Origin of the sequence: Nonomuraea sp. NPDC051191, assembly GCF_044455665.1 — a bacterium.
Classification (GTDB): Bacteria; Actinomycetota; Actinomycetes; order Streptosporangiales; family Streptosporangiaceae; genus Nonomuraea.
Window position 1 is genome coordinate 131,192 of the sequence record NZ_JBITEZ010000024.1, and the last position, 21,485, is coordinate 152,676.

15 protein-coding genes and 1 pseudogene are annotated in these 21,485 nt (G+C 73.6%); 7 read left to right on the plus strand and 9 right to left on the minus strand.

Annotation, left to right across the window (positions count from 1 at the left end; translation table 11 throughout):
* Positions 1-56: 56 nt before the first annotated feature.
* Positions 57-1,235, minus strand: coding sequence for a cysteine desulfurase-like protein (locus ACIA8R_RS46870; RefSeq protein WP_397044350.1), 1,179 nt, complete (start codon positions 1,233-1,235; stop codon positions 57-59).
* Between the two features lie 9 nt (positions 1,236-1,244).
* On the opposite strand from ACIA8R_RS46870, the gene ACIA8R_RS46875 reads away from it, so the two are divergent.
* From ACIA8R_RS46875 to ACIA8R_RS46905, 7 genes and pseudogenes are all read left to right on the plus strand, one after another.
* Positions 1,245-2,300 carry a winged helix DNA-binding domain-containing protein gene (locus ACIA8R_RS46875; protein WP_397044352.1) on the plus strand — a complete coding sequence of 352 codons (1,056 nt, stop codon included), beginning with the start codon at positions 1,245-1,247 and terminating at the stop codon, positions 2,298-2,300.
* Positions 2,301-2,897: 597 nt separating this feature from the next.
* Positions 2,898-3,800: pseudogene (locus tag ACIA8R_RS46880) on the plus strand (RNA polymerase sigma factor); the annotation flags it as partial.
* A 294-nt stretch (positions 3,801-4,094) separates the two neighbouring features.
* Positions 4,095-4,853, plus strand: a complete 759-nt coding sequence (locus tag ACIA8R_RS46885) for a class I SAM-dependent methyltransferase (protein WP_357710241.1) — start codon at positions 4,095-4,097, stop codon at positions 4,851-4,853.
* An 11-nt stretch (positions 4,854-4,864) separates the two neighbouring features.
* Positions 4,865-5,803: an adenosine deaminase gene (gene add, locus ACIA8R_RS46890; protein WP_397044354.1), complete on the plus strand. Its 939-nt coding sequence runs from the start codon at positions 4,865-4,867 to the stop codon at positions 5,801-5,803.
* Positions 5,804-6,042: 239 nt separating this feature from the next.
* Positions 6,043-9,828, plus strand: a complete 3,786-nt coding sequence (locus ACIA8R_RS46895; protein WP_397044356.1) for a Pls/PosA family non-ribosomal peptide synthetase — start codon at positions 6,043-6,045, stop codon at positions 9,826-9,828.
* Positions 9,825-11,120 carry a M1 family metallopeptidase gene (locus ACIA8R_RS46900; protein WP_397044373.1) on the plus strand — a complete coding sequence of 432 codons (1,296 nt, stop codon included), beginning with the start codon at positions 9,825-9,827 and terminating at the stop codon, positions 11,118-11,120. Before ACIA8R_RS46895 ends, ACIA8R_RS46900 begins: the two co-directional genes overlap by 4 nt.
* A gap of 93 nt (positions 11,121-11,213) precedes the next feature.
* The gene (locus tag ACIA8R_RS46905; protein WP_397044358.1) at positions 11,214-13,307 is read left to right on the plus strand and encodes a molybdopterin-dependent oxidoreductase; all 2,094 of its coding nucleotides are present in this window, start codon (positions 11,214-11,216) and stop codon (positions 13,305-13,307) included.
* Here the strand turns inward: ACIA8R_RS46905 and ACIA8R_RS46910 are convergent.
* From ACIA8R_RS46910 to ACIA8R_RS46945, 8 genes are all read right to left on the minus strand, one after another.
* Entirely contained in the window at positions 13,300-13,782 is a 483-nt protein-coding gene (locus ACIA8R_RS46910; protein ID WP_397044360.1) for a metallophosphoesterase family protein, read from the minus strand. The genes ACIA8R_RS46905 and ACIA8R_RS46910 overlap by 8 nt on opposite strands.
* Before the next feature lie 7 nt (positions 13,783-13,789).
* On the minus strand, positions 13,790-14,524 hold the full coding sequence (locus ACIA8R_RS46915) for an SRPBCC domain-containing protein (protein WP_397044362.1): 735 nt from the start codon (positions 14,522-14,524) through the stop codon (positions 13,790-13,792).
* 1 nt (position 14,525) lies between these two features.
* Positions 14,526-15,113 carry a helix-turn-helix domain-containing protein gene (locus ACIA8R_RS46920; protein ID WP_357710225.1) on the minus strand — a complete coding sequence of 196 codons (588 nt, stop codon included), beginning with the start codon at positions 15,111-15,113 and terminating at the stop codon, positions 14,526-14,528.
* A 31-nt stretch (positions 15,114-15,144) separates the two neighbouring features.
* Positions 15,145-16,371 (minus strand): sigma-70 family RNA polymerase sigma factor, encoded by a 1,227-nt coding sequence (locus ACIA8R_RS46925; RefSeq protein WP_364095809.1) that lies wholly within the window; start codon positions 16,369-16,371, stop codon positions 15,145-15,147.
* On the minus strand, positions 16,368-16,712 hold the full coding sequence (locus ACIA8R_RS46930) for a YciI family protein (protein ID WP_357710289.1): 345 nt from the start codon (positions 16,710-16,712) through the stop codon (positions 16,368-16,370). The genes ACIA8R_RS46925 and ACIA8R_RS46930 overlap by 4 nt, the downstream gene beginning before the upstream one ends.
* 50 nt (positions 16,713-16,762) lie before the next feature.
* Entirely contained in the window at positions 16,763-17,263 is a 501-nt protein-coding gene (locus ACIA8R_RS46935; protein ID WP_397044364.1) for an ATP-binding protein, read from the minus strand.
* Between the two features lie 126 nt (positions 17,264-17,389).
* A complete protein-coding gene (locus ACIA8R_RS46940; protein WP_364095815.1) occupies positions 17,390-19,738 on the minus strand; it encodes a SpoIIE family protein phosphatase in 2,349 nt (782 codons plus the stop codon).
* A gap of 25 nt (positions 19,739-19,763) precedes the next feature.
* Positions 19,764-21,485: response regulator (locus tag ACIA8R_RS46945; protein WP_397044367.1), on the minus strand; the 1,722-nt coding region annotated here is incomplete at its 5' end.

Consider the following 21,485-nt stretch of genomic DNA (forward strand, 5'->3'; position numbering starts at 1 on the left):
GATGTCGAGTGGTTGAGGTGATCCGGCCACCGGTCGAGGCGTGGACGCCGGTGGCGTCAGGAGAGGCGGGCCACTCCTTCCAGGAGGCGGGTCACGTCCGAGTGGTCGTTGTAGTGGACCAGGCCGGCGCGGACGGCGCCGCCCGAGTCGCGCAGGCCCAGGGCGCCGGTCAGTTCCCAGGCGTAGTTGTGGCCGTTCCAGACGTTCACCCCCAGACCGGCCAGGTGCTCGGCGACCTGGCGCGGGGTGTGGCCGGCGACGGTGAAGTAGGCGGTCGCGGTGCGCCGGGCCGGCTTGCCGTGCAGGGTGACGTGGGGCATCGTCTCCAGGCCGGCGATCATGGTGGCGAACAGCTCCAGCTCGTGCTCCTCGGCGGCGGCCATTGAGGCGAGGAGGCGTTCGCGGCGGGTGCCGGAGCCGGGGACCATGGCGGCCAGGTGGTCGACCGCCGCGGTGACCCCGGCCAGGTCGGCGAAGGCGGACGTACCCGTCTCGAACCTCTCCGGCACGGTGTCGGGGGAGGGGCGTAACTTGGCCGGCCGGACCGTCTCCAGCAGGACCGGGTCGGCCACGACGGCCCCCACGTGCGGTCCTGACCACTTGTAGGCGCTGGTGGCGTAGAAGTCGGCGCCGAGGGCCCGCATGTCCACCGGGCCGTGCGGGGTGGCGTGCACGCCGTCCACGTACAGCAGGGCGCCCGCGCGGTGCGCCAGCTCGGCGATGGCGGGCAGGTCGGGACGGGTGCCGAGGATGTTGCTGGCCGCCGTCACGGCGACGACCTTGGTCCGCTCCCCGATGAGGCCGGCGTACTGGTCGACCGGGAGTTCGCCGGTCACCGGGTCCACCTCGGCCCAGCGTACGGCGGCGCCGGTCTGGGTCCAGGGGCGTACGTTCGCGTCGTGGTCGAGCCTGGAGACCACCACCTCGTCCCCGGGGCCGGTCAGTGCCCTGGCCAGCCGGTACGTCAGCGTCGTCATGTTCGGACCGAGGATCACCCCGTCCGGATGGCCGCCGACCAGGTCCGCGACGGCGGCACGGCAGGCGGCGACGATCTCGTCCGCCCGGTGGCTGGCGGGGAAGGCGCCGCCCACGTTGCCGAGCCCGGCCCGGTAGGCGGCGGAGACGGCGTCGATCACCGAGTCCGGCGTCTGGGTGCCGGCCGCGCCGTCAAGGTAGGCGAAGCCATCGGAAAGCGCGGGATAAGAGGAACGTACGGACTCCAGGGGGAAAGGCATGATAAGTAGATGCTCACCCTCAGAGACCTCAACCGCGCCACCCTGGCCAGGCAGCACCTCCTCACCCGGCACAAGGGGCAGCCGGCCGACATCGTGCGCCGGCTGGCCGGGCTGCAGGCGCAGGAGCCGAGGCCGCCCTACCTGGGGGTGTGGACGCGGCTGGAGGGGTTCGTCCGCGACGACCTGCACGACGCGCTGCACGACGGCAGCCTGGTGCGGGCGACGATGATGCGGGCCACGCTGCACCTGGTGACGGCGGAGGACTTCGCCACGTTCCGCCCGCTGCTGCGTCCCATGCTGGCCGCCGCGGCGCGCCGGTTCGAGGGCGTCGACTTCGAGGCCGTCGCGGCGGTCGCCGACCGGCTGCTCGTCGACGGGCCGCTCACGTTCAACGAGCTGCGGCCCCTGCTGCTGAAGGAGTTCCCCGGCGCGGACGAGCGCGTGCTCGGGTACGCCGTACGCATGATGACGCCGCTGGTCATGGTGCCGACGCAGGACCGGTGGAGCTTCCCGCGCGAGTCCGCCTTCGGCCTGCCCGGCGTCGAGCTGGACCCGGACCCCGGCGTGGAGGGCATGGTCGAGCGGTACCTGGCCGCGTTCGGGCCGGCCACGCCCGCCGACGTGCAGACCTGGTCGGGGCTGGGCGGCCTGCGGACCGTCATGAAGGGGATGGAGCTGGAGAGACTCGCCGACGAGACGGGACGCGAGCTGTTCGACCTGCCGGGCGCGCCGCGACCGGGGGGTGACGTGCCCGCGCCGGTGCGGTTCCTGCCCGACTTCGACAACCTCGTCCTGGGGCACGCCGATCGCAGGCGGGTGCTGGCGGACGAGTTCAGGCCGCTGGTCGCGACCAAGAACCTGCGCATCAAGGCGACGTATCTGGTCGACGGGTTCGCGGCGGGCACCTGGCAGATCAAGCGGTCCGGCAAGAAGGCCAAGCTCGTCATCAGCCCCTTCGCCGGCCCGACGCCTCTGGACGTCCTGGAGGAGGAGGGGCTGGCGCTGCTCGCCTTCGCCGAGCCGGACGCCACCGGCCACACTCTCGAACACGCTCCGGCGAGCTGACCGTCCCTGAACCGCCTTCGACGGGTCAGGGGGATGGAACTGTCGGTGGCGTGTGCGACCTTGAGAACGGCGTGCCGACGGCGCGGCCCTTCCATCCGCTGGGCGACGGCGTGATGGGGGAGCCCGTCGAGGAGGGGGCGCGCCTGATGGCCTTCGCCGGAGTCGAGGAGGGGAGCGTCGCATGGCCACCGCCCAGGAGCTCTGGCGGAGAAGCCCCGCGCGACACCTGGGAGGGGGCGTCTTCTGGAGTGCCGTGGATCGGACGGGGTGGAAGAGGGGTGGCGGGGTTGGGGTGCTGGTCAGGGGGCGCTTGCCGGCGGCGGCCCATCAGTGGTCGCCGTTCCGTCGAAGCCGCGTTCGAGGAAGCGTTGGGTAGCCTGGTCAGAGACGGCCCTGCCAGGCCCCGCTTCTTCCGTTCCCTCATGTCCTGAAGGTTCCGACGCCTATCGGCCCGCTACGTTCCCCCGCCGGCCCTGCCCGCAGGCCGGCTCAGTCACTGAGCGTCCACCCAACGCGAGCGAGGAGAGAATTTTGTCCCAAGCAGCAGAGGTTCTCGAACTGGACGACACCATCGCCGACGGTGGCACGGCCGTCGGCGCCGACTCGGTCAAGACCTACCTGAAGGAGATCGGGCGCGTCCCGCTGCTCACCGCCGAGCAGGAGATCGAGCTGGCCAAGCGCATCGAGGCCGGCCTGTTCGCCACGGAACGGCTCGACAGCGAGCCCGGCCTGCCCCCCGAGCTGCGCGCCGACCTGGAGTGGATCGCCGACGACGGCCTTCGTGCCAAGCGCCGCATGCTGGAGGCCAACCTCCGGCTCGTCGTCTCCATCGCCAAGCGTTACACCGGCCGGGGCATGCTCTTCCTCGACCTGATCCAGGAGGGGAACCTCGGCCTGATCCGGACGATCGAGAAGTTCGACTACCGGCTCGGCTACAAGTTCTCCACCTACGCCACCTGGTGGATCAAGCAGGCCATCACCCGTGCCATGGCCGACCAGGCCCGGACGATCCGCATCCCCGTCCACATGGTCGAGCTGATCAACAAGGTGGCCCGCGTGCAGCGCCGCCTGCAGTCCGACCTGGGCCGCGAGCCCACCCCCGAGGAGATCGCCGCCGAGACCGATCTCGACGTCGAGCGGGTGGCCGAGGTGCAGAGCTACGGCCGGGAGCCGATCTCGCTGAGCACGCCGCTCGGCGAGGAGGGCGACAGCGAGTTCGGCGACCTGATCGAGGACACCGAGGCCGTCTCGCCGGCCGACGCGGTCTCGTTCACGCTGCTCCAGCAGCAGTTGCACAGCCTGCTCGACCAGCTCTCCGAGCGTGAGGCGGGCGTGATCACCATGCGTTACGGTCTGGCCGACGGCAAGCCGCGCACCCTCGACGAGATCGGCCGCGTCTACGGCGTCACCCGTGAGCGCATCCGGCAGATCGAGGCCAAGACCATGTCCAAGCTCCGCCACCCCTCCCGGGCCATGGCGCTGCGCGACTACCTGAGCTGATCGCCCCGGCCCGGGAGCATCACGTGACACGCCGAGCAGGGCTCGCCGTGTGGACGTGGAGCGTCACCGCCTTGTCGACCGAACCAGCCGCCGCGGCGCCGGCGACACCAGCGACAGGCACGACCTCCGTCCATCCTGGCGAGAACCACCCCGGCGAGGGGCCCGAAGCCGGGAGAGCTGACCGGACGGGTCCGCAGGGGGAGAGACAGGGGGCGGGAAAGAGGGGGTAAACGGTGGCTCATCAGTGTGCCGAGCCCTGAGCGGGCCCGATGAGCCCGACCTACTCTGCCCAACGTGAAACGCTCCCGTACGAGCCTCGTCCACCAGGCCGCCTACGCGTTCCGGCACCCCCACAGGATCGCCCCGCACCTGCGCCGGCTGGCCCGCGACACCTGGTTCAGGCTCCGCACCCACGACCACGTCACCTACTACCGCGCCGTCATGAGGTCCGACACGGCCCGTGACCCCGAGGGCGCCGTGGGCTCGCACAAGCACCGGCGCTGGCTCGCCCTGGGACGCATGCAGTTCGACTACCTGGTGGAACACGGGCTCAAGCCCGACTGCCGGATGCTGGAGATCGGCTGCGGGAACCTGCGCGCCGGCCGTCTGTTCATCGGCTACCTGTTCACCGGCAACTACTACGGCATCGACATCTCGCCCGACATCCTGCTGGCCGCCCAGGACACGATCGACAAGCACGCCCTGCAGGAGAAGCTGCCGTACCTGGCGCCGGTGCGGGACCTGCGGTTCGCGTTCCTGCCGGACGAGTACTTCGACGTCGTGCACGCCCACAGCGTCTTCTCGCACTCGCCGATCGAGGTCATCGAGGAGTGCTTCGCCCACGTGGGCCGGATCATGAAACCGGACGGCTGGTTCGACTTCACCTTCGACAGGACCGAGGGGCAGGAGCACCACGTCCTGCGCGAGGACTTCTACTACCGCACCGAGACCCTGGTCGAGCTGGCCCGCCAATACGGACTCAAGGCGACGTTCATGGACGACTGGGAGCAGGGCCCGCATAAACAGTCGAAAATCCGCATCACCCGGCGATAACCTCCCGGAGAGTGAGAGACCTCCACCTGCTGCCCAAGGCACACCTGCACGTCCACCTGGAGAGCACCGTACGGCCCGGCACCGTGCGCGAGCTGGGCGGCCCGCCCGAGCCCGAGGGCAGCTTCACGAGCTTCCGTGAGTTCGCCGACCAACGGGCCAAGGTGCGTGACCTGCTGCGCACCCCCGAGCACTTCCGCCGCGTCGCCCTGGAGTTCTGCGAGGACGAGGCCGCCCAGGGCACCCGCTACGTCGAGGTCACCTTCACCGCTGCCTCTCACGGGGAGCGGCTGGGCGCGCCGGAGATGCCGCTGGAGGCGGTGCTCGACGGCCTGGCCGAGGGCAGACGGTACGGCATCGAGTCCAGGGTGCTGCTGGACCACTCCAGGCGGCGGCCCCTGGAACGGCTGTGGCGGACGTACGAGCTGGCCACCCGCTACGACGAGGTGATCGGCCTCGGGCTCGCGGGCGACGAGGCGTACCCGCTCGCGCCGTTCGCCGAGGTGTTCGCCGCGGCCGGGGACGCGGGCCTGCACCTGGTGCACCACGCGGGCGAGGCGGCCGGGCCGGCGAGCATCCGCGAGGCGCTGGACCTCGGCCGCACCGAGCGGCTCGGCCATGGCATCCGGGTGCTGGACGACCCGGAGCTGGTGGCCGAGGTGCGCGAGCGCGGCGTCCCGCTGGAGGTCTGTCCCACGTCGAACGTGCTGCTCGGGCTCGTGCCGTCGCTGGCCGAGCACCCGTTGCCGCGTTTGCGCGCGGCGGGGCTCGCGGTCACGGTCAACACCGACGGCGAGACGGCCCTGGCGGACGAGTACCAGCGGCTGCGCGAGGTCTTCGGGTACGGCGACGACGTCCTGGCCGAGCTGGCCCGCGCCTCGATCAGGGCCTCCTTCGCCCCCGACGCGCTCAAGACGGACCTGCTGGCCGCCGTCGACGCCTGGCTCCACTGAGCCGCCGCCCCGGCCCGCCCGCCCCGACCCGTGCCCGCCAGGTGCGGCGATCTCCGTCACATCGTGGAATAGTTGGCGAATCCACGACCGTTGCGAACGGAGGTGGCGCGAACGCCACGACAGTGGCAGGCCGCGGCTTGGATGGGCCGGGGCCGACCGCCCGACCGAAGGAGCAGCGTTTGCGCACCGACTCGGCAGACTTAAGACTCAGGACCGCGTCGGCGGTCTACCCCGCGGGCATGCTGGCCTCGCCGCCCCGCACACTGATCGACATCCTCGACGAGACCACCCGCCGCCACCCCGAGGCGCCCGCGCTGGACGACGGCACCGTGTGCCTGGACTACCGGTCGCTGCGCGCCGAGGTCGACCGAGTCGCCGCCGACCTCGCCGCGGCCGGTGTCGGGCGCGGTTCCCGGGTCGGCGTGCGCATCGCCTCCGGCACCGCCGGGCTGTACGTCTCCATCCTCGCCGTGCTGGCGGCCGGCGCCGCGTACGTCCCCGTGGACGCCGACGATCCGGACGAACGCGCCGAACTCGTCTTCGCCGAGGCCGCCGTGGACGCCGTGCTCGACGGCGGCCCGGCCACGCGGGTCCGGCAGGCGGCCGCCACCGAGCGGCCCACCCCGGACGACGACGCCTGGATCATCTTCACCTCCGGCTCCACCGGCAGGCCCAAGGGCGTGGCGGTGACGCACCGCTCGGCCGCCGCGTTCGCCGACGCCGAAGCCGGCCTCTTCCTCCAGGACCGCCCGCTCGGCCCCGGTGACCGGGTGCTGGCCGGGCTGTCGGTGGCCTTCGACGCCTCCTGCGAGGAGATGTGGCTGGCCTGGCGGCACGGCGCCTGCCTGGTGCCCGCCCCCAGGGCGCTGGTGCGCACCGGCATGGACCTGGCCCCCTGGCTCGCCGAGCAGGGCGTCACCGCCGTCTCCACCGTGCCGACGCTGGCCGCGCTCTGGCCCGCCGCGCACCTCGACGGCATCCGCCTGCTCATCTTCGGCGGCGAGGCGTGCCCGCCCGAGCTCGCCGAACGGCTGGCCGTGCCCGGTCGCGAGGTGTGGAACACGTACGGGCCCACCGAGGCGACCGTGGTGGCCTCGGCGGCCCGGCTGACGGGGGAGGGGCCCGTACGCATCGGGCTGCCCCTGGACGGCTGGGACCTGGCCGTGGTGGACGGCGCGGGCGAGCCGGTCGCCATGGGCGAGACCGGCGAGCTGATCATCGGCGGCGTCGGCCTGGCCCGCTACCTCGACCCGGCCAAGGACGCCGAGAAGTACGCGCCCCTGCCATCACTCGGCTGGGAGCGCGCCTACCGCAGCGGCGACCTCGTCCGCGCCGAGCCCGAGGGTCTCGTCTTCGCCGGCCGTGCCGACGACCAGGTGAAACTGGGCGGACGCCGGATCGAGCTCGGCGAGGTGGACGCCGCCCTGAACGCGCTGCCCGGCGTCACCGGCGCGGCCGCGGCCGTCCGGACCGCGGGCGGCGGCCACCAGGTGCTCGTCGGCTACGTCGTGACCGGGCCCGGCTTCGACGCCGGACAGGCCCGCGAACTGCTGGCCGGCTCGCTGCCCGCCGCGCTCGTGCCCCGCCTGGCCCCCGTGGACGCCCTGCCCACCAGGACCTCCGGCAAGATCGACCGGGACGCGCTCCCGTGGCCGCTGGACGGCCCGGCACAGACGGACGCCGGCCTGAGCCCGGCCGAGGCGCTGCTGGCCGAGCAGTGGACCGAGATCCTCGGCGTGCCTCCGCAAGGGCCGGGATCGGACTTCTTCACCGACGGCGGCACCAGCCTGGCCGCCGCCCGCCTGGTCTCCACCCTGCGGGCCACGCACCCCGACGTGGCGGTCGGCGACGTCTACGCGCACCCGACCCTGGCCGGGCTGGCGGAGCTGCTGGCCTCCAGAGGCGGGACGCGGGCCCCCGCGCACGCCGAGGCGGCCGCCCCCATGCCCGTGCGCGCCTCGCTGGCGCAGACCGCGCTGATGATCCCGCTGCTCACCGTGGGCGCGCTGCGCTGGGTCGTGCCGCTGGCCGCCCTGGGCAACCTGCTCGCCCCGCCGTGGGCGCCGACGTTGTCGTGGTGGTGGGTGACGCTGGGCGCGCTGGCGTTCGTCACCCCCATGGGACGCATGGGCCTGTCGGCGGCGGTGGCCCGGCTGCTGCTGCGCGGCGTGCGCCCCGGCGCCCACCCGCGCGGCGGCGGCGTGCACCTGCGGCTGTGGTTCGCCGAGCGGTTCGCCGAACGGCTCGGCGTCCCCGACCTGGCCGGTGCGCCGTGGATGGCCTGGTACGCCCGGCTTCTCGGCGCCACCGTCGGCCCGGACGCCGACCTGCACTCGCCTCCGCCCATCACCGGCCTGCTCAAGCTGGGCAGGGGCGCCTCCGTCGAGCAGGAGGTCGACCTCGCCGGCCACTGGTACGACGGCGACCTGCTGCACGTCGGCGAGATCCGCATCGGCGCGGGTGCCACGGTCGGCTCCCGCGCGACCCTGCTGCCCGGCGCGCGCGTCGGGAAGAACTCGCAGGTCGCCCCCGGTTCCGCGGTCGCCGGGACGGTTCCCTCCGGCGAGCGCTGGGCCGGCGTCCCGGCCTTCCGCCAGGGCAAGCCGCGCCGCTCCCGCCCGGCCGGGCGCGCCGCCCGCTCCCGCCCGTGGGTCGCGCTGTACGGGGTGAGCGCGATCGTGCTCAGCCTGCTCCCGGTGGCCGCCGCCGGCGCCGCGCTCGCGGTCCTGGCCGCCTTCGCCGGGGACGAGCCCACGCTCGGCGGCGCGCTGGCCGCCGCCCTGCCCGCCGTGCCCCTGGCCACGCTCGCCGGGATGGCCGCCTTCGCCCTGGTCACGCTGGCCGGCGTACGGCTGCTCGGCCTCGGGCTGCACCCGGGCCACCACCCGGTGCACAGCCGCCCGGCCTGGCAGGCGTGGGTCACCGGCAGGCTGATGGCCTCGGCCCGGGTGTGGCTGTTCCCGCTGTACGCCAGCGTCCTGACGCCCGTGTGGCTGCGGGCGCTCGGCATGAAGGTGGGCCGCGGCGCCGAGCTGTCCACGGTGCTCGCGCTGCCCACGATGACCTCCGTCGGTGACGACGCGTTCCTGGCCGACGACACCATGGTGGCCCCGTACGAGCTGGACGGCGGCTGGATGCGCCTGGCCTCGGCGCGGATCGGCAAGCGCGCCTTCCTCGGCAACTCGGGGATGACCGCCCCCGGCCGCAAGGTGCCCAAGGACGGCCTGGTCGGCGTGCTGTCGGCGACGCCCAAGAAGGCCAAGTCGGGCTCCTCGTACGTGGGCATGCCGCCCATGAAGCTGCGCAGGACCGCCGAGGAGGCCGACCGCAGCAGGACCTACGACCCGCCCGTGCGGTTCAGGGCGGCGCGGGCGCTGGTCGAGTTGTGCCGGGTGGTGCCCGCGATGGGCGTGGTCGCGCTGGCCGTCCTGGCCGTGGCGGCCTTCGAGTGGCTCGCCGCCGGGTACGGGTTCGCCGTCGCCGCCGCGCTGGGCGGCCTGGTCGTGCTGGCCGCCGGGGTGCTCGCCGCGGCCGTCGCGACGGCCGCCAAATGGGCGCTGGTCGGTCGCATCTCGGCCGGGAACAGGCCGCTGTGGAGCTCGTTCGTGTGGCGCAACGAGCTGGCGGACAACTTCGTCGAGGTGCTGGCGGCGCCCTGGTTCGCCCAGCCGTGGCTGGGGACCGCCCCGCTGAACGTGTGGCTGCGCTCCCTCGGGGCACGCATCGGGCGTGGGGTCACGTGCGAGACGTACTGGCTGCCGGAGGCGGATCTGGTGACACTGGGCGACGGCGCGTGCGTCAACCGGGGGTGCGTGCTGCAGACGCACCTGTTCCACGACCGGGTCATGAGCATCGACACCGTGACGCTGGAGGCCGGCGCGACGCTCGGACCCCATGGCGTCGTCCTGCCGGCCGCGCGGGTGGGCGCGGGCACGACGGTCGGGCCGGCGTCCCTGGTCATGCGCGGCGAGGCGCTGCCCGCCGGTGGCCGGTGGTTCGGCAACCCCGTCTCGGCGTGGCGATGACGCCGTACTTCCCGGGGCACGGCGACCACCGGTACGCGGTCGAGCACTACGATCTGGCGCTGCACTACCGGGTCGCGGCCAACCGGCTCGACGGCACGGCCCGCCTGACGGTCTCGGCCGTCGAGCCGCTCGGCGACCTGGGCCTCGACCTCGGCCACTTCCGCGTCTCGGGCGTCGCCGTGGACGGCCGGGCCGCCCGCCACACCCACGGCCAGGGCAAGCTGCGCCTCAGCCTGCCCAGGCCGCTGGCCGCCGGGGACCGGGCCGTCGTCGAGGTGCGGTACGCGGGCACGCCCGTGCCGGTCCGCAGCCCGTGGGGCGGGCTCGGCTGGGAGGAGCTGACCGACGGCGCGATCGTGGCCGGCCAGCCGATCGGCGCGCCCTCCTGGTTCCCGTGCAACGACCGGCCGGACGACAAGGCGCCCTACCGGATCTCGGTGACGACGTCGCCGGCGTACCAGGTGATCGCGAACGGCGTGCTCACCTCCAGGCAGCGGACGGCCGGGACCACCACGTGGGTCTACGAGCAGGCCGAGCCGATGGCGACGTACCTGGCCAGTGTGCAGATCGGGCGCTACCAGCTCTCGGAGGCGGCCGGGACGCGGCTGGCCCATCCCGCGCGGCTGGCCGCCCGCGTCCGGCACGACTTCGGCCGGCAGGGCGAGATGATGGCGCTGTTCGGCGAGCTGTTCGGGCCCTACCCGTTCAGCGGCTACACCGTCGTCGTGGCCGACGACGACCTGGACATCCCGGTCGAGGCGCAGGGCATGTCGATCTTCGGCAGGAACCACGTCGACGGCGCCCGCGGTTGCGAGCGGCTGGTCGCGCACGAGCTGGCGCACCAGTGGTTCGGCAACAGCCTCACCGTGGCCCGCTGGTCCGACATCTGGCTCCAGGAGGGCTTCGCCACCTACGCGGAGTGGTTGTGGTCGGAGCGGTCGGGCGGCCCGCCCGCCGACGAGCACGCGCTGCGCTGGCACCGCAGGCTCGCCGCGCTGCCGCAGGACTTCGCGCTGGCCGACCCGGGCCCGGCCGCGCTGTTCGACGACCGCGTCTACAAGCGCGGCGCGCTGACCCTGCACGCCCTGCGCCGGGCCGCCGGCGACCAGGCGTTCTTCGCCCTCCTGCGCTCCTGGGCCGACAGCCGCCGGCACGGCAGTGTCACCACCGAGGAGTTCGCCGCCCACGCCGAGCGGCACGTCCCGGCGGCCGCGCTGCTGACGGCGTGGCTGCGCGACCGCCCCCTGCCCCCGATGGCGGGCGGCGCGCTGACCCGCGACCGCGGCGCCTGACCGGCCCCGAGCCGCGCACACCGCGCCTACCTGGTCGGACGGTCGCCGGGGTGGCGTCTCGGGGACGGGCGCGTCCGCTCATAGCCTGGTCACATGGTGACCCGGCTCGCTACCTGCAACCTGTGCGAGGCCATGTGCGGCCTCCGCGTCGACCTCGACGGCGACCGGATCACCGGCATCCGCGGCGACGAGGACGACCCGCTGTCGGCAGGCCACCTGTGCCCGAAGGCGGTGGCTCTGCAGGACGTGCGCGAGGACCCCGACCGGCTGCGCCGTCCCGTGGTCCGCACCTCCGGCGGCTGGCGCGAGATCCCCTGGCCGGACGCGTTCGACCTGGTCGCCGCCCGGCTGGCCGGCACCCGTCTCGTGCACGGCGCCGACGCCGTGGCCGTCTACCTGGGCAACCCGGTGGTCCACAGCCTGGGCGCGCTGACGCACGCGCCGCCGTTCGCCCGCCTGCTGGGCACCCGCAACCGCTACTCCGCCGCCTCCCTCGACCAGCTCCCGCACCAGTACGTCGCCCGCCACCTGTACGGCAGCCAATGGTTGCTCCCCGTGCCCGACATCGACCGCACCGCCTACTTCCTGACCTTCGGCGCCAACCCGGCCGTCTCCAACGGCAGCGTGATGAGCGCGCCCGGCGTCGTCCGGCGCATCCGCGACCTGCGCGCCCGCGGCGGCCGGATGGTGCTGTTCGACCCGCGCCGCACGGAGACCGCCCGGCTGGCCGACGAGCACCACTTCGTCCGCCCCGGCACCGACGCCGCGCTCATCCTGGCCATGGTCGGCCTGATCATCGACGGGGGCGCGGCCCGTCCCGCGCCCTACGTGGACGGGCTCGACCGGCTGGCGCCGGCGCTGGCGGCGTTCACGCCCGAGCGGGCCGCGGCGGTGACCGGCGTACCGGCCGAGGTGATCACCCGGATCGCGGCCGAGTTCGCCGCCGCCCCCAGCGCCGCCGCCTACGGTCGGATCGGCGTGTCCACCCAGCGGTTCGGCACGCTGTGCCAGTGGGGGATCCAGCTGCTGAACCTGGTCACCGGCAACCTCGACCGGCCCGGCGGCACGCTGATGTGCAGGCCGGCCGTCGACCCGGTGCGCAACCGTCTGATCGACCCCGGCCACGAGGGCAGGTGGCGCAGCCGGGTGCGCGGCCTGCCGGAGTTCGGCGGCGAGCTGCCCGCCGCGGCGCTCGCCGAGGAGATCGGCACGCCCGGCGAAGGGCAGGTGCGGACGCTGGTGACCATCGCCGGGAACCCGGTGCGCTCGGCCCCCGGCGGGCACGAGCTGTCGCGCGCCCTGGCCGGGCTGGACTTCATGGTCAGCCTCGACTTCTACGTCAACGAGACCACCCGGCACGCCGACGTCATCCTCCCGCCCACCGACCTGCTCGAACGCGACCACTACGACCTCGTCTTCAACCTGGTCGCGGTCCGCGACCACGCCCGCTACACCCCGGCCGTGCTGCCCAGGACGCCCGGTGCCCGGCACGACTGGGAGATCCTGCGCGAGCTGGCCCGCCGCTACCGCCGCCTGGTCCGCGCCGGCTCACCGGCCGACCGGTTCATGCTGCGGCTCTCTCCGGAGCGGATCGTGGACCTCGGGCTGCGGGCGGGGCCGTACCGGCTGAGCGTGGCGCGGCTGCGCCGTCACCCGCACGGGCTGGACCTGGGCCCGCTCAGGCCCAGCCTGCCGGGCCGGCTGCGCACGCCGGGCCGCCGCGTCCAGGCAGCGCCGCCCGTCCTGCTCGACGGCCTCGCCCGCGCCCGCGCCGAACTCCTGGCCCCCGCCTCCGCCGGGCTGCTGCTGATCGGCCGCCGTCACCTGCGCGACGACAACTCCTGGCTGCACAACTCCGCCAGGCTGGCCAAGGGCCGACCTCGTCACCACCTGCTCATGCACCCCGACGACCTGCGCGCCCGCGGCCTCACCGACGGCGCGCCGGTCCGGGTGCGCTCCCGCAGCGGCGAGGTGACGGTCGAGGTCGGCGCGAGCGAGGACGTCATGCCCGGCGTCGTCAGCCTGCCCCACGGCTACGGCCACGACCGGCCGGGCGTGCTGCTGTCGGTCGCCTCCACGCTCGGCGGCGCCAGCGCCAACGACCTCACCGACCCCACCCGCCTGGACGAGCTCACCGGCACGGCGGCGCTCAACGGCGTCCCCGTCACCGTCGAGCCGCTCAGGTGACCGGGACGATCTCCGCGCGGGTCAGCACGCCGTCCCGGACGGTCAGCAGGCCGAGGGTGCCGTGCGGCTGGCGGCGGCGGTCGGTGGGGGAGCCCGGGTTGAAGATGCGCAGGCCGTCGCCCGACTCGTCGAGCGGGATGTGCGAATGGCCGAAGACCACCAGGGCGGCCTCGGGGAAGCGGCGGCGCAGGCGGGCCAGGCGGCCCTTGGCGGGTCCGCTGTCGTGGATCATCCCGATCCGCAGGCCCTCCAGGGTCAGCTCCAGCGTCTCCGGCGCCACCACGTCGGGGCCGTCGTTGTTGCCCTTCACCACGTGCACCGGGGCGTAGGCGGCCAGCTCGTCGAGCACCGCGCGGACGCAGACGTCGCCCGCGTGCAGGATGACGTCGGCCGTACGCAGGTGCTCGGCCACCCGGGGCGGGCAGGAGCGCCACCGGGCGGGCGCGTGGGTGTCGGACAGTGCCACCACGTTCATCCGGAAGTCATGCCCGTTCCGCGTGCGCATCCTCCAGCCAGGACCGCCAGGCCGCGGCCTGGCCCGTGGGGTCGCCGAACAGCAGGTGCATGGCGAGCATGCTGCCGCCCATGCCCTGGACGAACCGGTAGAGGGCGTCGGACGTGCGGACGCCGACGGACTGGGCGTTGCGGAAGTAGACCACGCCCTCGACCGGCGGCAGGCCGGGCGGCGTGATCCGGACGGCGTCGCCGGGCTCGGGGGTGCCGCCGAGGGCGGCGTGGAGGGACCGCCAGGCGCGCGGCCAGTCGCTCACCGGCGGGCCCGACTCGGTGAGCGGGGTCGCGGCCCGGCCGGCGAAGTGGCCGAGGTACTCCGTCAGCGTCGCGAAGAACAGGGCCAGGCCCGTGGACATCGCCTCGTACTCCTGCTCCCAGTCGTCGCCGGGCAGGAAGCCGCTGGTGACCATGCGGACCAGGGTGCTGCCCTGGCCGCGGGCCTCCAGCAGGAACTCGTAGGCCACGAACCGGCCGTCGGGGCCGGGGACGCCGGAATGGGCGAAGCGCTTGAGCGGCTCCTCGGCGGTCACCCTGGACTCGGGCAGCTCGACCCCGGCGAACGCGGTGCGGATGGCGCCGCCCTCGACCTCGTTGCGGCCCATGAACCACGAGTCGATGCCGGGCCCGGTGGTGATGGCCTCCCACACCTGCTCGGGCGTCGCCTCGACCAGGGAGTCGAGGGGGATCTCGAACTCGTGCCCCACCTCAGGAGCCCTTCTTCACGGACGGGTGCACGGCGACGATCAGCCGATGATCCCGCCCGCCCTCCGCGGATTCGTCATGATATTTGCTGACCAGCGAGGTCACGCACTGCGCCAGCTCCTCGGCGAACGCGGCCCGGTCGGCGGCCGAGGCGAAGCGCACCTCGCCGTCGATGGCGAACGTGGCCACCTTCTTCTGCGCCTTGGCCGCGCCGGTGATCAGCGTGCCGACGTCGCGGACGAGCTGCGCCGCCAGGGCCAGCAGCCAGCGCGCCGACAGCCGGTCGGGAGACCGGGCGGGATCGGGCTGCACCGAGGCCAGCGCGGTGGGGGAGATCACGAAGGAGGCGGCCGTGGCCTGCATCACGCGCTCGGTGACGTTGCCCTTCCTGCGCTCCTCGACCAGCTCGACCAGCCCGTGGCGTTCGAGGGTGCGCAGGTGGTAGTTGACCTTCTGGCGGGCCAGGCCCACCTTGGCGGCCAGGGAGGTGGCAGAGCCCGGCTCGACGAGCTCGGCCAGCAACTTCGATCGCATCGGGTCGAGCGACGCCTCCGCGGCCGCCGCGTCTTCGATCACTGCCACTTCGTGCATGCCTGAACGATCGCACCGAAAAAAATCGTTGTCAAGCCAGCCGGGCGGCCTTGCCCTCCAGATAGCGCTGCTCAGGCAGGCTGAGCGTACGCCGGGCCGCCTCGCGGAAGGCCAGTGCCGCCCCCTCGGTGTCGCCCTCCATCTCCAGCAGGTGGGCGCGTACGGAGGCCAGCCGGTGGTGCCCCGAGAGCCGGTCGTCGGCGGCCAGGCCGTCGAGCAGGTCGAGCCCGGCCCGCGGGCCGTGCACCATGGCGGCGGCCACGGCCTGGTTGAGCCGGACCACCGGGTTGTCCTCCAGGCCGGCCAGCACGCCGTAGAGAGCCAGGATCTGCGGCCAGTCGGTCTCGGCGGACGTGGGCGCCTCGTCGTGCACGGCCGCGATCGCCGCCTGCAACTGGTACGGGCCGAGCACGCTGGTGGCCAGCGCCTTGCTGACCAGCTCGACGCCCTCCTCGACGAGCCGCCGGTCCCACAGCGAGCGGTCCTGCTCGGCGAGCGGGACCAGCGACCCGCCCGGCCCGGTACGCGCCGCCCGCCGCGCCTCGGTCAGCAGCATGAGCGCCAGCAGCCCGGCGACCTCGCCGTCGTCGGGCAGCAGCCGGCGGACGAGCCGGGCCAGCCTGATCGCCTCGGCGGTCAGCTCGGGCCGCTGCAGGTCGGGCCCGGAGGTGGCGGTGTAACCCTCGTTGAAGATCAGGTAGAGCACGTGCAGCACCACGCGCAGCCGCTCGGCCCGCTCCTGCTCCGGCGGCGGCCCGAACGCCACCCCCGTGGACCTGATGCGCTGCTTGGCCCGGCTGATGCGCTGGGCCATCGTCGCCTCCGGCACCAGGAACGCCGCCGCGATCTGGGCCGTGGTCAGGCCGCCCACGGCCCGCAGCGTGAGCGCGAGCTGCGAGGGCTCCGACAGCGACGGATGGCAGCACAGGAACAGCAGCGTCAGCGTGTCGTCGCCGGCCGGCGTGCGCTCCTCGCCCGGCGCCGGCTCGACGAACTCGTCGGCCGGGACGGCGACCGCCGCGCTCTCCTCCCGCCGCCGGCGCGCGCTCTCACTGCGGAAATGGTCGATGACCCGCCGGGAGGCGACCGTGATCAGCCAGGCCCGTGGGTTGTCCGGCACGCCTTGGTCGGGCCACTGCACGGCGGCGTCCAGCAGGGCTTCCTGGACGGCGTCCTCGCAGGCGTCGAACTGCTCGTAACGGCGCACGAGCACGCCGAGCACCTGCGGCGCCAGCTCGCGCAGCAGCCCTTCGATCACTCCGCCACCTCGTCGATGATCGGCCGCACCTCCATGGCGCACAGCCGAGCGTCCGGCCAGCGCGCGGCGATCTCGGTGGCCCGCTCGACGCTCGCGCAGTCGACGATCAGATAACCCGCCAGGTACTCCTTGGCCTCCAGGAACGGGCCGTCGGTGACGGCGGGCACGCCGTTGCGCACCGTCACGGTCTTGGAGGAGGCCGGGTCGCCCAGCGCCTGGCCGCCGGCCAGCTCGCCGTTGGCCTCCAGCTCCGCCATGAGCGCGTCGACCTCGGCCATGACCTGGTCGAAGCCGTCGGCGACGGCCTGCTGGGCGGCCGGGTTGCTGTAGATGAGCAGCATGTATTTCACCTGCCTCATCCTAGGGTTCCGGGGATTCCGGCCGGGTCAGGCTAGGCGGGTTCGGCCGGCGGCAGGACGGTCCGCGCCGGGCCGGTGGCGCGCGGGACGAAGGGGACGGGCGGTTGTTCGTCCGGGACGAGGAGGGCCGGTTGCGGGGGGTGCGCGGCCCGGACGTCCATGTGCAGGCGTAACCGGCTGCCCTGCGGGCTCTGGTCGAGTTCGACCTGGTCACACAGGTGCTGGATCAGCCACAGGCCGAAGCCGAACCCCGCCGTGTGCGCGCGGCCGTGTTCGGCCGCGGCCAGGTGGGCGGCGCTGAGCAGGCCGGCGTCGTCCGCGACCTCCACGGTGACGCCGCCCGGCTCGTCGAGGCCCACCACGGTGCCGGTGCCGCCGCCGTGGTCGAGGACGTTGGTGACCGCCTCGTTGACCGCCAGCACGAAGTTGTCCAGGGGCTCACCGGACAGCCCGCCGCGGCCGGCGTGCTCGCGTACGAGGCGGCGGATGCCGTCGAGGTCGGTGCTGATGGGACAGCGTAGCTCCGGTTCCATGGCCATGGTCTGATCAGTCCTGCCTGGGTGTGGCGTGGCGGGTCACCCGGCTCTCGATGCTTACCGGGCGGAGGCCCGGCAAACTCGCGGGATCGGTGTCCCGTGGCCCGGCCTCGATGAGGACGGTCACTGGAGGCGGGCGCCGATGATGCACGTGTCGTCGTCGGTGTCGGAGTTGCTGTGCGTGAGGAGGTGGTCGAGGCGTTGCTCCAGGGTGGCCGCGGGCTGGCGGGCGACGTCCAGGAGCCGCTGCTGGGACTCGTGCAGGTTGACGTCCCGCCGTTCGATCAGGCCGTCGGTGTACATGAGCAGGATGTCGTCGGAGGCGAGCTGGAGGTGCGTCTCCTCGTAGTCGGCCTCGGCGACCGCCCCGAGCAGCAGGCCCTTGGTCATGTCGAGCTCCCTGGCCTGACCGTCGCGGACCAGGATGGGCGGCAGGTGCCCGGCCCTGGCGTAGCGCAGCACGCGCGTGCGGGGGTCGAACAGCGCGCAGATGGCGGTGGCTGTGACGTTCGCGGTCAGGTGGTGGGCGACCAGGTTGAGCCAGGTCAGGAGCTGGCCCGGCCCGGCGCCCGTGGCGGCCAGGCCGCGCAGCGCGTTGCGCAGCACGACCATGCCGGTGGCCGCCTCGATGCCGTGCCCGGCCACGTCGCCGACCGACAGCAGGATCTGCTTGGTGGGCAGCACGACCGCGTCGTACCAGTCGCCGCCGACCAGGTGCTCCTTCTCGGCCGGACGGTAGCGCACGGCGATCTGCAGGTCGAACGCCTCCAGCGGCTCCCGGCTCGGCGGCATGATCGCCTGCTGGAGCTGCAGGGCCAGCCGGTTGCGCTCGGCGGCCTGCTGCTCGGTGTGGGCGAGCTGGTCGCGGGTGGCGGCCAGGGCCACCTCTGTCCAGTGCTGGGAGGAGATGTCCTGGAAGGCGCCGCGAATGGCCAGCAGCAGGCCGCTGTCGTCGAAGACGGGCTCGGCGACGACCCTGATGTGCCGTACGGTGCCGTCGGACCGCTGGAGCCGGTAGGCGGTGGAGGCCGGCCGGCGATGGTGCAGCACGGCCCGGACGAACCGGCCGATGGCCACGGCGTCATCGGGGTGGGCGTGCGTGGCCAGGCGTTCGAGCGGGATGGGCGGCTCGTCGGCGGACATCCCGTACAGGTCGTGGAGCTGGGCGCTCCAGACGATCTCGCCGGTGAGCAGGTTCTCCTCGAAGCCGCCGATGCGCCCGAGACGCTGGGCGTGCTGGAGCAGGTTGGCGAGCTGGGCGTCCTGGTCCTGCAGCCGCCAGATGAGCAGCACGCCGTCGCCGAGCCGGATGATCGCGATGCCGGCGACGGTGTGCAACGGGATCTGGTCCACCAGGGCCGTGATCGCCATCTTCTCGGCCCTGAAGGTCTCGCCCGTGGCGTGCACGTGCTCGATCCTGGCCAGCAGCGCGCCCTCCTCGGCGGCCAGCGGGTACGCCTCCAGGAACAGGCTCCCGACGACCTCGCCGCGCGGCCGTCCGGCCGGGTCGAGGAAGCGGGGGTTGGCGTGCACGATGCGGAAGTCGGTCAGCCGGCCCTCGGTGCCCAGTTGCGGGCGCAGCACCAGGGCCGCGTCGGGCAGCGCGTCGGCCAGGTCGATCAGCTCGGGCAGGACCTGCGGCTCGTGGGCGGCCTGGTCGGCGGTCTCGAAGGTGTGGGCGCACAGGTCGGCCAGCACCTCGATCTGCTTGATGACCCGCGGGTCGGGCCGCGGCATGGCGTGCGGCCAGCCGATCTCCAGCACGCCCAGGATGCGGCCGCCCGTCCCGGCCGGCGCGGTCGCCCGCGCGCCGGACGTCTGGCGCTGCCCGATCGAGGGCAGGCCGACGGCGGTCAGGTCGTCCAGCCACACCGTGCCGCGGGCCAGCAGCGCGCGGCGGGCCGGCGTGGCCACGCCCGGCGGCACGTAACGCCAGCGCCGGGCCTCCTCGTCGGCCAGCCCCGCGTAGCCGGCCAGGGTGAGCGACGCGTCCGGCCCGGCCTCCCAGATGGCGACCGTCGTCGCGCCCAGCGCGGACAGGGCCTGCTCCAGCAGCGACTGCGCCACGGCCTGCGCGTCGGTGGCGGTCAGCGCCCCGTTCTCGGCGGTACGCAGCCGCACCGCCACCTCCGCGGACTCATCGGCGCGGGCCGAGCTCAGGAAGTCGCGCGCGGTCTCGCTGATGCGGTCGTGGGCGGCCTGGTTGATGATGTCGGCGGCCAGTTCCAGCTGCGTCACCCCCGCCTGGTCGGCCAGGGTGGCGAGCTGCCTGGCGGCGGCGGACAGGCTGCACTGCAGGCGCTCGACCAGCACGCCCTTGGCCACCTCGACCAGGGCGCGGCCCTCGGCGGCCCGCTGGGCCTCCAGGATCTGGCTGTGCAGGCGGTCGACCGTCGCGGCCAGGCGGCCGAGATTGGGCGGCTCGATACGCTCCGGCGGTACGGCGGCCGCCGGATCGTGCAGGTGGTGCACTGCGTTGCTCCTCGGGGGGGACGGGTCAGGCGCCGAGCCAGTGGCGGATGCGCTCGACCAGATGGTCGGCCTCGACCGGCTTGGTCACGTAGTCGCTCGCGCCGGCGGCCAGTGCCTTCTCCTGGTCTCCGGGCATCGCCTTGGCCGTGACCGCGATGATGGGCAGGTCGGCGTACTGCGGCATCGTCCGGATGCGGGCGGTGGCGGTGTAGCCGTCCATCTCCGGCATCATCACGTCCATCAGCACCAGGTCGATCCGCGGGTGGGCGACGAGCGTGTCGATGCCCTTGCGGCCGTCCTCGGCGTGCAGCACGTCGATGCCGTGCACCTCCAGCATGCTGGTCAGGGCGAACAGGTTGCGCGCGTCGTCGTCGACGATCAGCACGGTCCGGCCCGTCAGCGACGTGTCGATCTCGGCTCCGGCGAGCTGGTTGACGTTCCCGGCCCTGATCAGCGGCAGCACGTCGCCGGGCTGGTCGGCGGTCAGGTGCAGGGCGATGCGCTCGCGCAGCTCGTCGAGGCTGGACAGCAGCTCCAGTGGCTGCCCGCCCTCACGGGCCTGCAACGGCGCCGCCTGCTGGGAGCTGGCCCGCCAGTTGTTGTAGGCCAGGACCGGCACCGAGTTCAGGGCCTGGTCGCCGTCCATGGCCTCCAGCAGGCGGTAGGCGCTCTGGTCGGGCAGGTCGAGGTCGAGCACGATGCAGTGGCAGGGGTCGGCGGCGAGGGTGGCCGCGGCCTCCTGCGCCCCGGCGGCCGTGACGATCTCGATCGTCTCGTCACTGCCCGGCGCCAGCTCCGTCACCACGCTCTCGGCCACGTGCGACAGCAGTCCCTGCGGGCGTTCCTCGATCACCAGCAGGCGGCGCGGCTGCGGCTGGTGCGACCTGGCCGGGGCGGCCGCGTTCGGCTCGGGCATGGTGGCGGGAGCGGCCTCGACGAGGATCGAGGGGTCGGCCAGGAGCTTCTTCGGGGAGAGCCCGACGAAGTCCGGCCGGGCGATCGGCAGGTAGAGGGTGAAGACGCTGCCCTGGCCCGGGGTGCTCTGCGCCGCGATCGCGCCGCCGAGCAGGTGGGCGATCTCGCGGCTGATGGACAGGCCGAGGCCGGTGCCGCCGTACTTGCGGCTGGTGGTGCCGTCGGCCTGCTGGAACGCGCCGAAGATGGCTTCGAGCTGCTGGGCCGCGATGCCGATGCCGGTGTCCACGACGCGCAGCGCGATGGCAGCGCCGTGCTGGCGCACCGAGGCGGGCAGCTCGTCCTGGGCGGCCGGTTCGATGCGCAGCTCGACGCTGCCGGTCTCGGTGAACTTGACCGCGTTCGACAGCAGGTTGCGCAGCACCTGCCGCAGGCGCGAGTCGTCGGTCATGACCTCCACGGGGATGCCGGGGGCGTTCGTGATCGTGAAGTCGAGGCTCTTCTGCGAGGTCATCGGCCGGAACGTGGCCTCGACGTAGTCGAGGAGCTGGCGCAGCGGCACCCGTTCGGGGTTGATGTCCATCTTGCCCGCCTCGACCTTGGACAGGTCGAGGATGTCGTTGATGAGCTGGAGCAGGTCGGAGCCGGCCGAGTGGATGATCTCGGCGTACTCGACCTGCTTGGCCGTGAGGTTGCGCGTGTGGTTCTGGGCCAGGAGCTGGGCCAGGATGAGCAGTGAGTTGAGCGGGGTGCGCAGCTCGTGGCTCATGTTCGCCAGGAACTCGCTCTTGTACGTCGAGGCCAGCGTGAGCTGGTGGGCGCGGTCCTCCAG

What these genes read in the sequence shown, in the direction of transcription:
- ACIA8R_RS46870 (WP_397044350.1), bottom strand. Translation starts at nt 1,235, where the DNA reads ATGCCTTTCCCCCTGGAGTCCGTACGTTCCTCTTATCCCGCGCTTTCC.
- ACIA8R_RS46875 (WP_397044352.1), top strand. Translation starts at nt 1,245, where the DNA reads ATGCTCACCCTCAGAGACCTCAACCGCGCCACCCTGGCCAGGCAGCAC.
- ACIA8R_RS46895 (WP_397044356.1), top strand. Translation starts at nt 6,043, where the DNA reads ATGCTGGCCTCGCCGCCCCGCACACTGATCGACATCCTCGACGAGACC.
- ACIA8R_RS46900 (WP_397044373.1), top strand. Translation starts at nt 9,825, where the DNA reads ATGACGCCGTACTTCCCGGGGCACGGCGACCACCGGTACGCGGTCGAG.
- ACIA8R_RS46905 (WP_397044358.1), top strand. Translation starts at nt 11,214, where the DNA reads ATGGTGACCCGGCTCGCTACCTGCAACCTGTGCGAGGCCATGTGCGGC.
- ACIA8R_RS46910 (WP_397044360.1), bottom strand. Translation starts at nt 13,782, where the DNA reads ATGAACGTGGTGGCACTGTCCGACACCCACGCGCCCGCCCGGTGGCGC.
- ACIA8R_RS46920 (WP_357710225.1), bottom strand. Translation starts at nt 15,113, where the DNA reads ATGCACGAAGTGGCAGTGATCGAAGACGCGGCGGCCGCGGAGGCGTCG.
- ACIA8R_RS46930 (WP_357710289.1), bottom strand. Translation starts at nt 16,712, where the DNA reads ATGCTGCTCATCTACAGCAACCCGGCCGCCCAGCAGGCCGTCGCCGAC.
- ACIA8R_RS46935 (WP_397044364.1), bottom strand. Translation starts at nt 17,263, where the DNA reads ATGGAACCGGAGCTACGCTGTCCCATCAGCACCGACCTCGACGGCATC.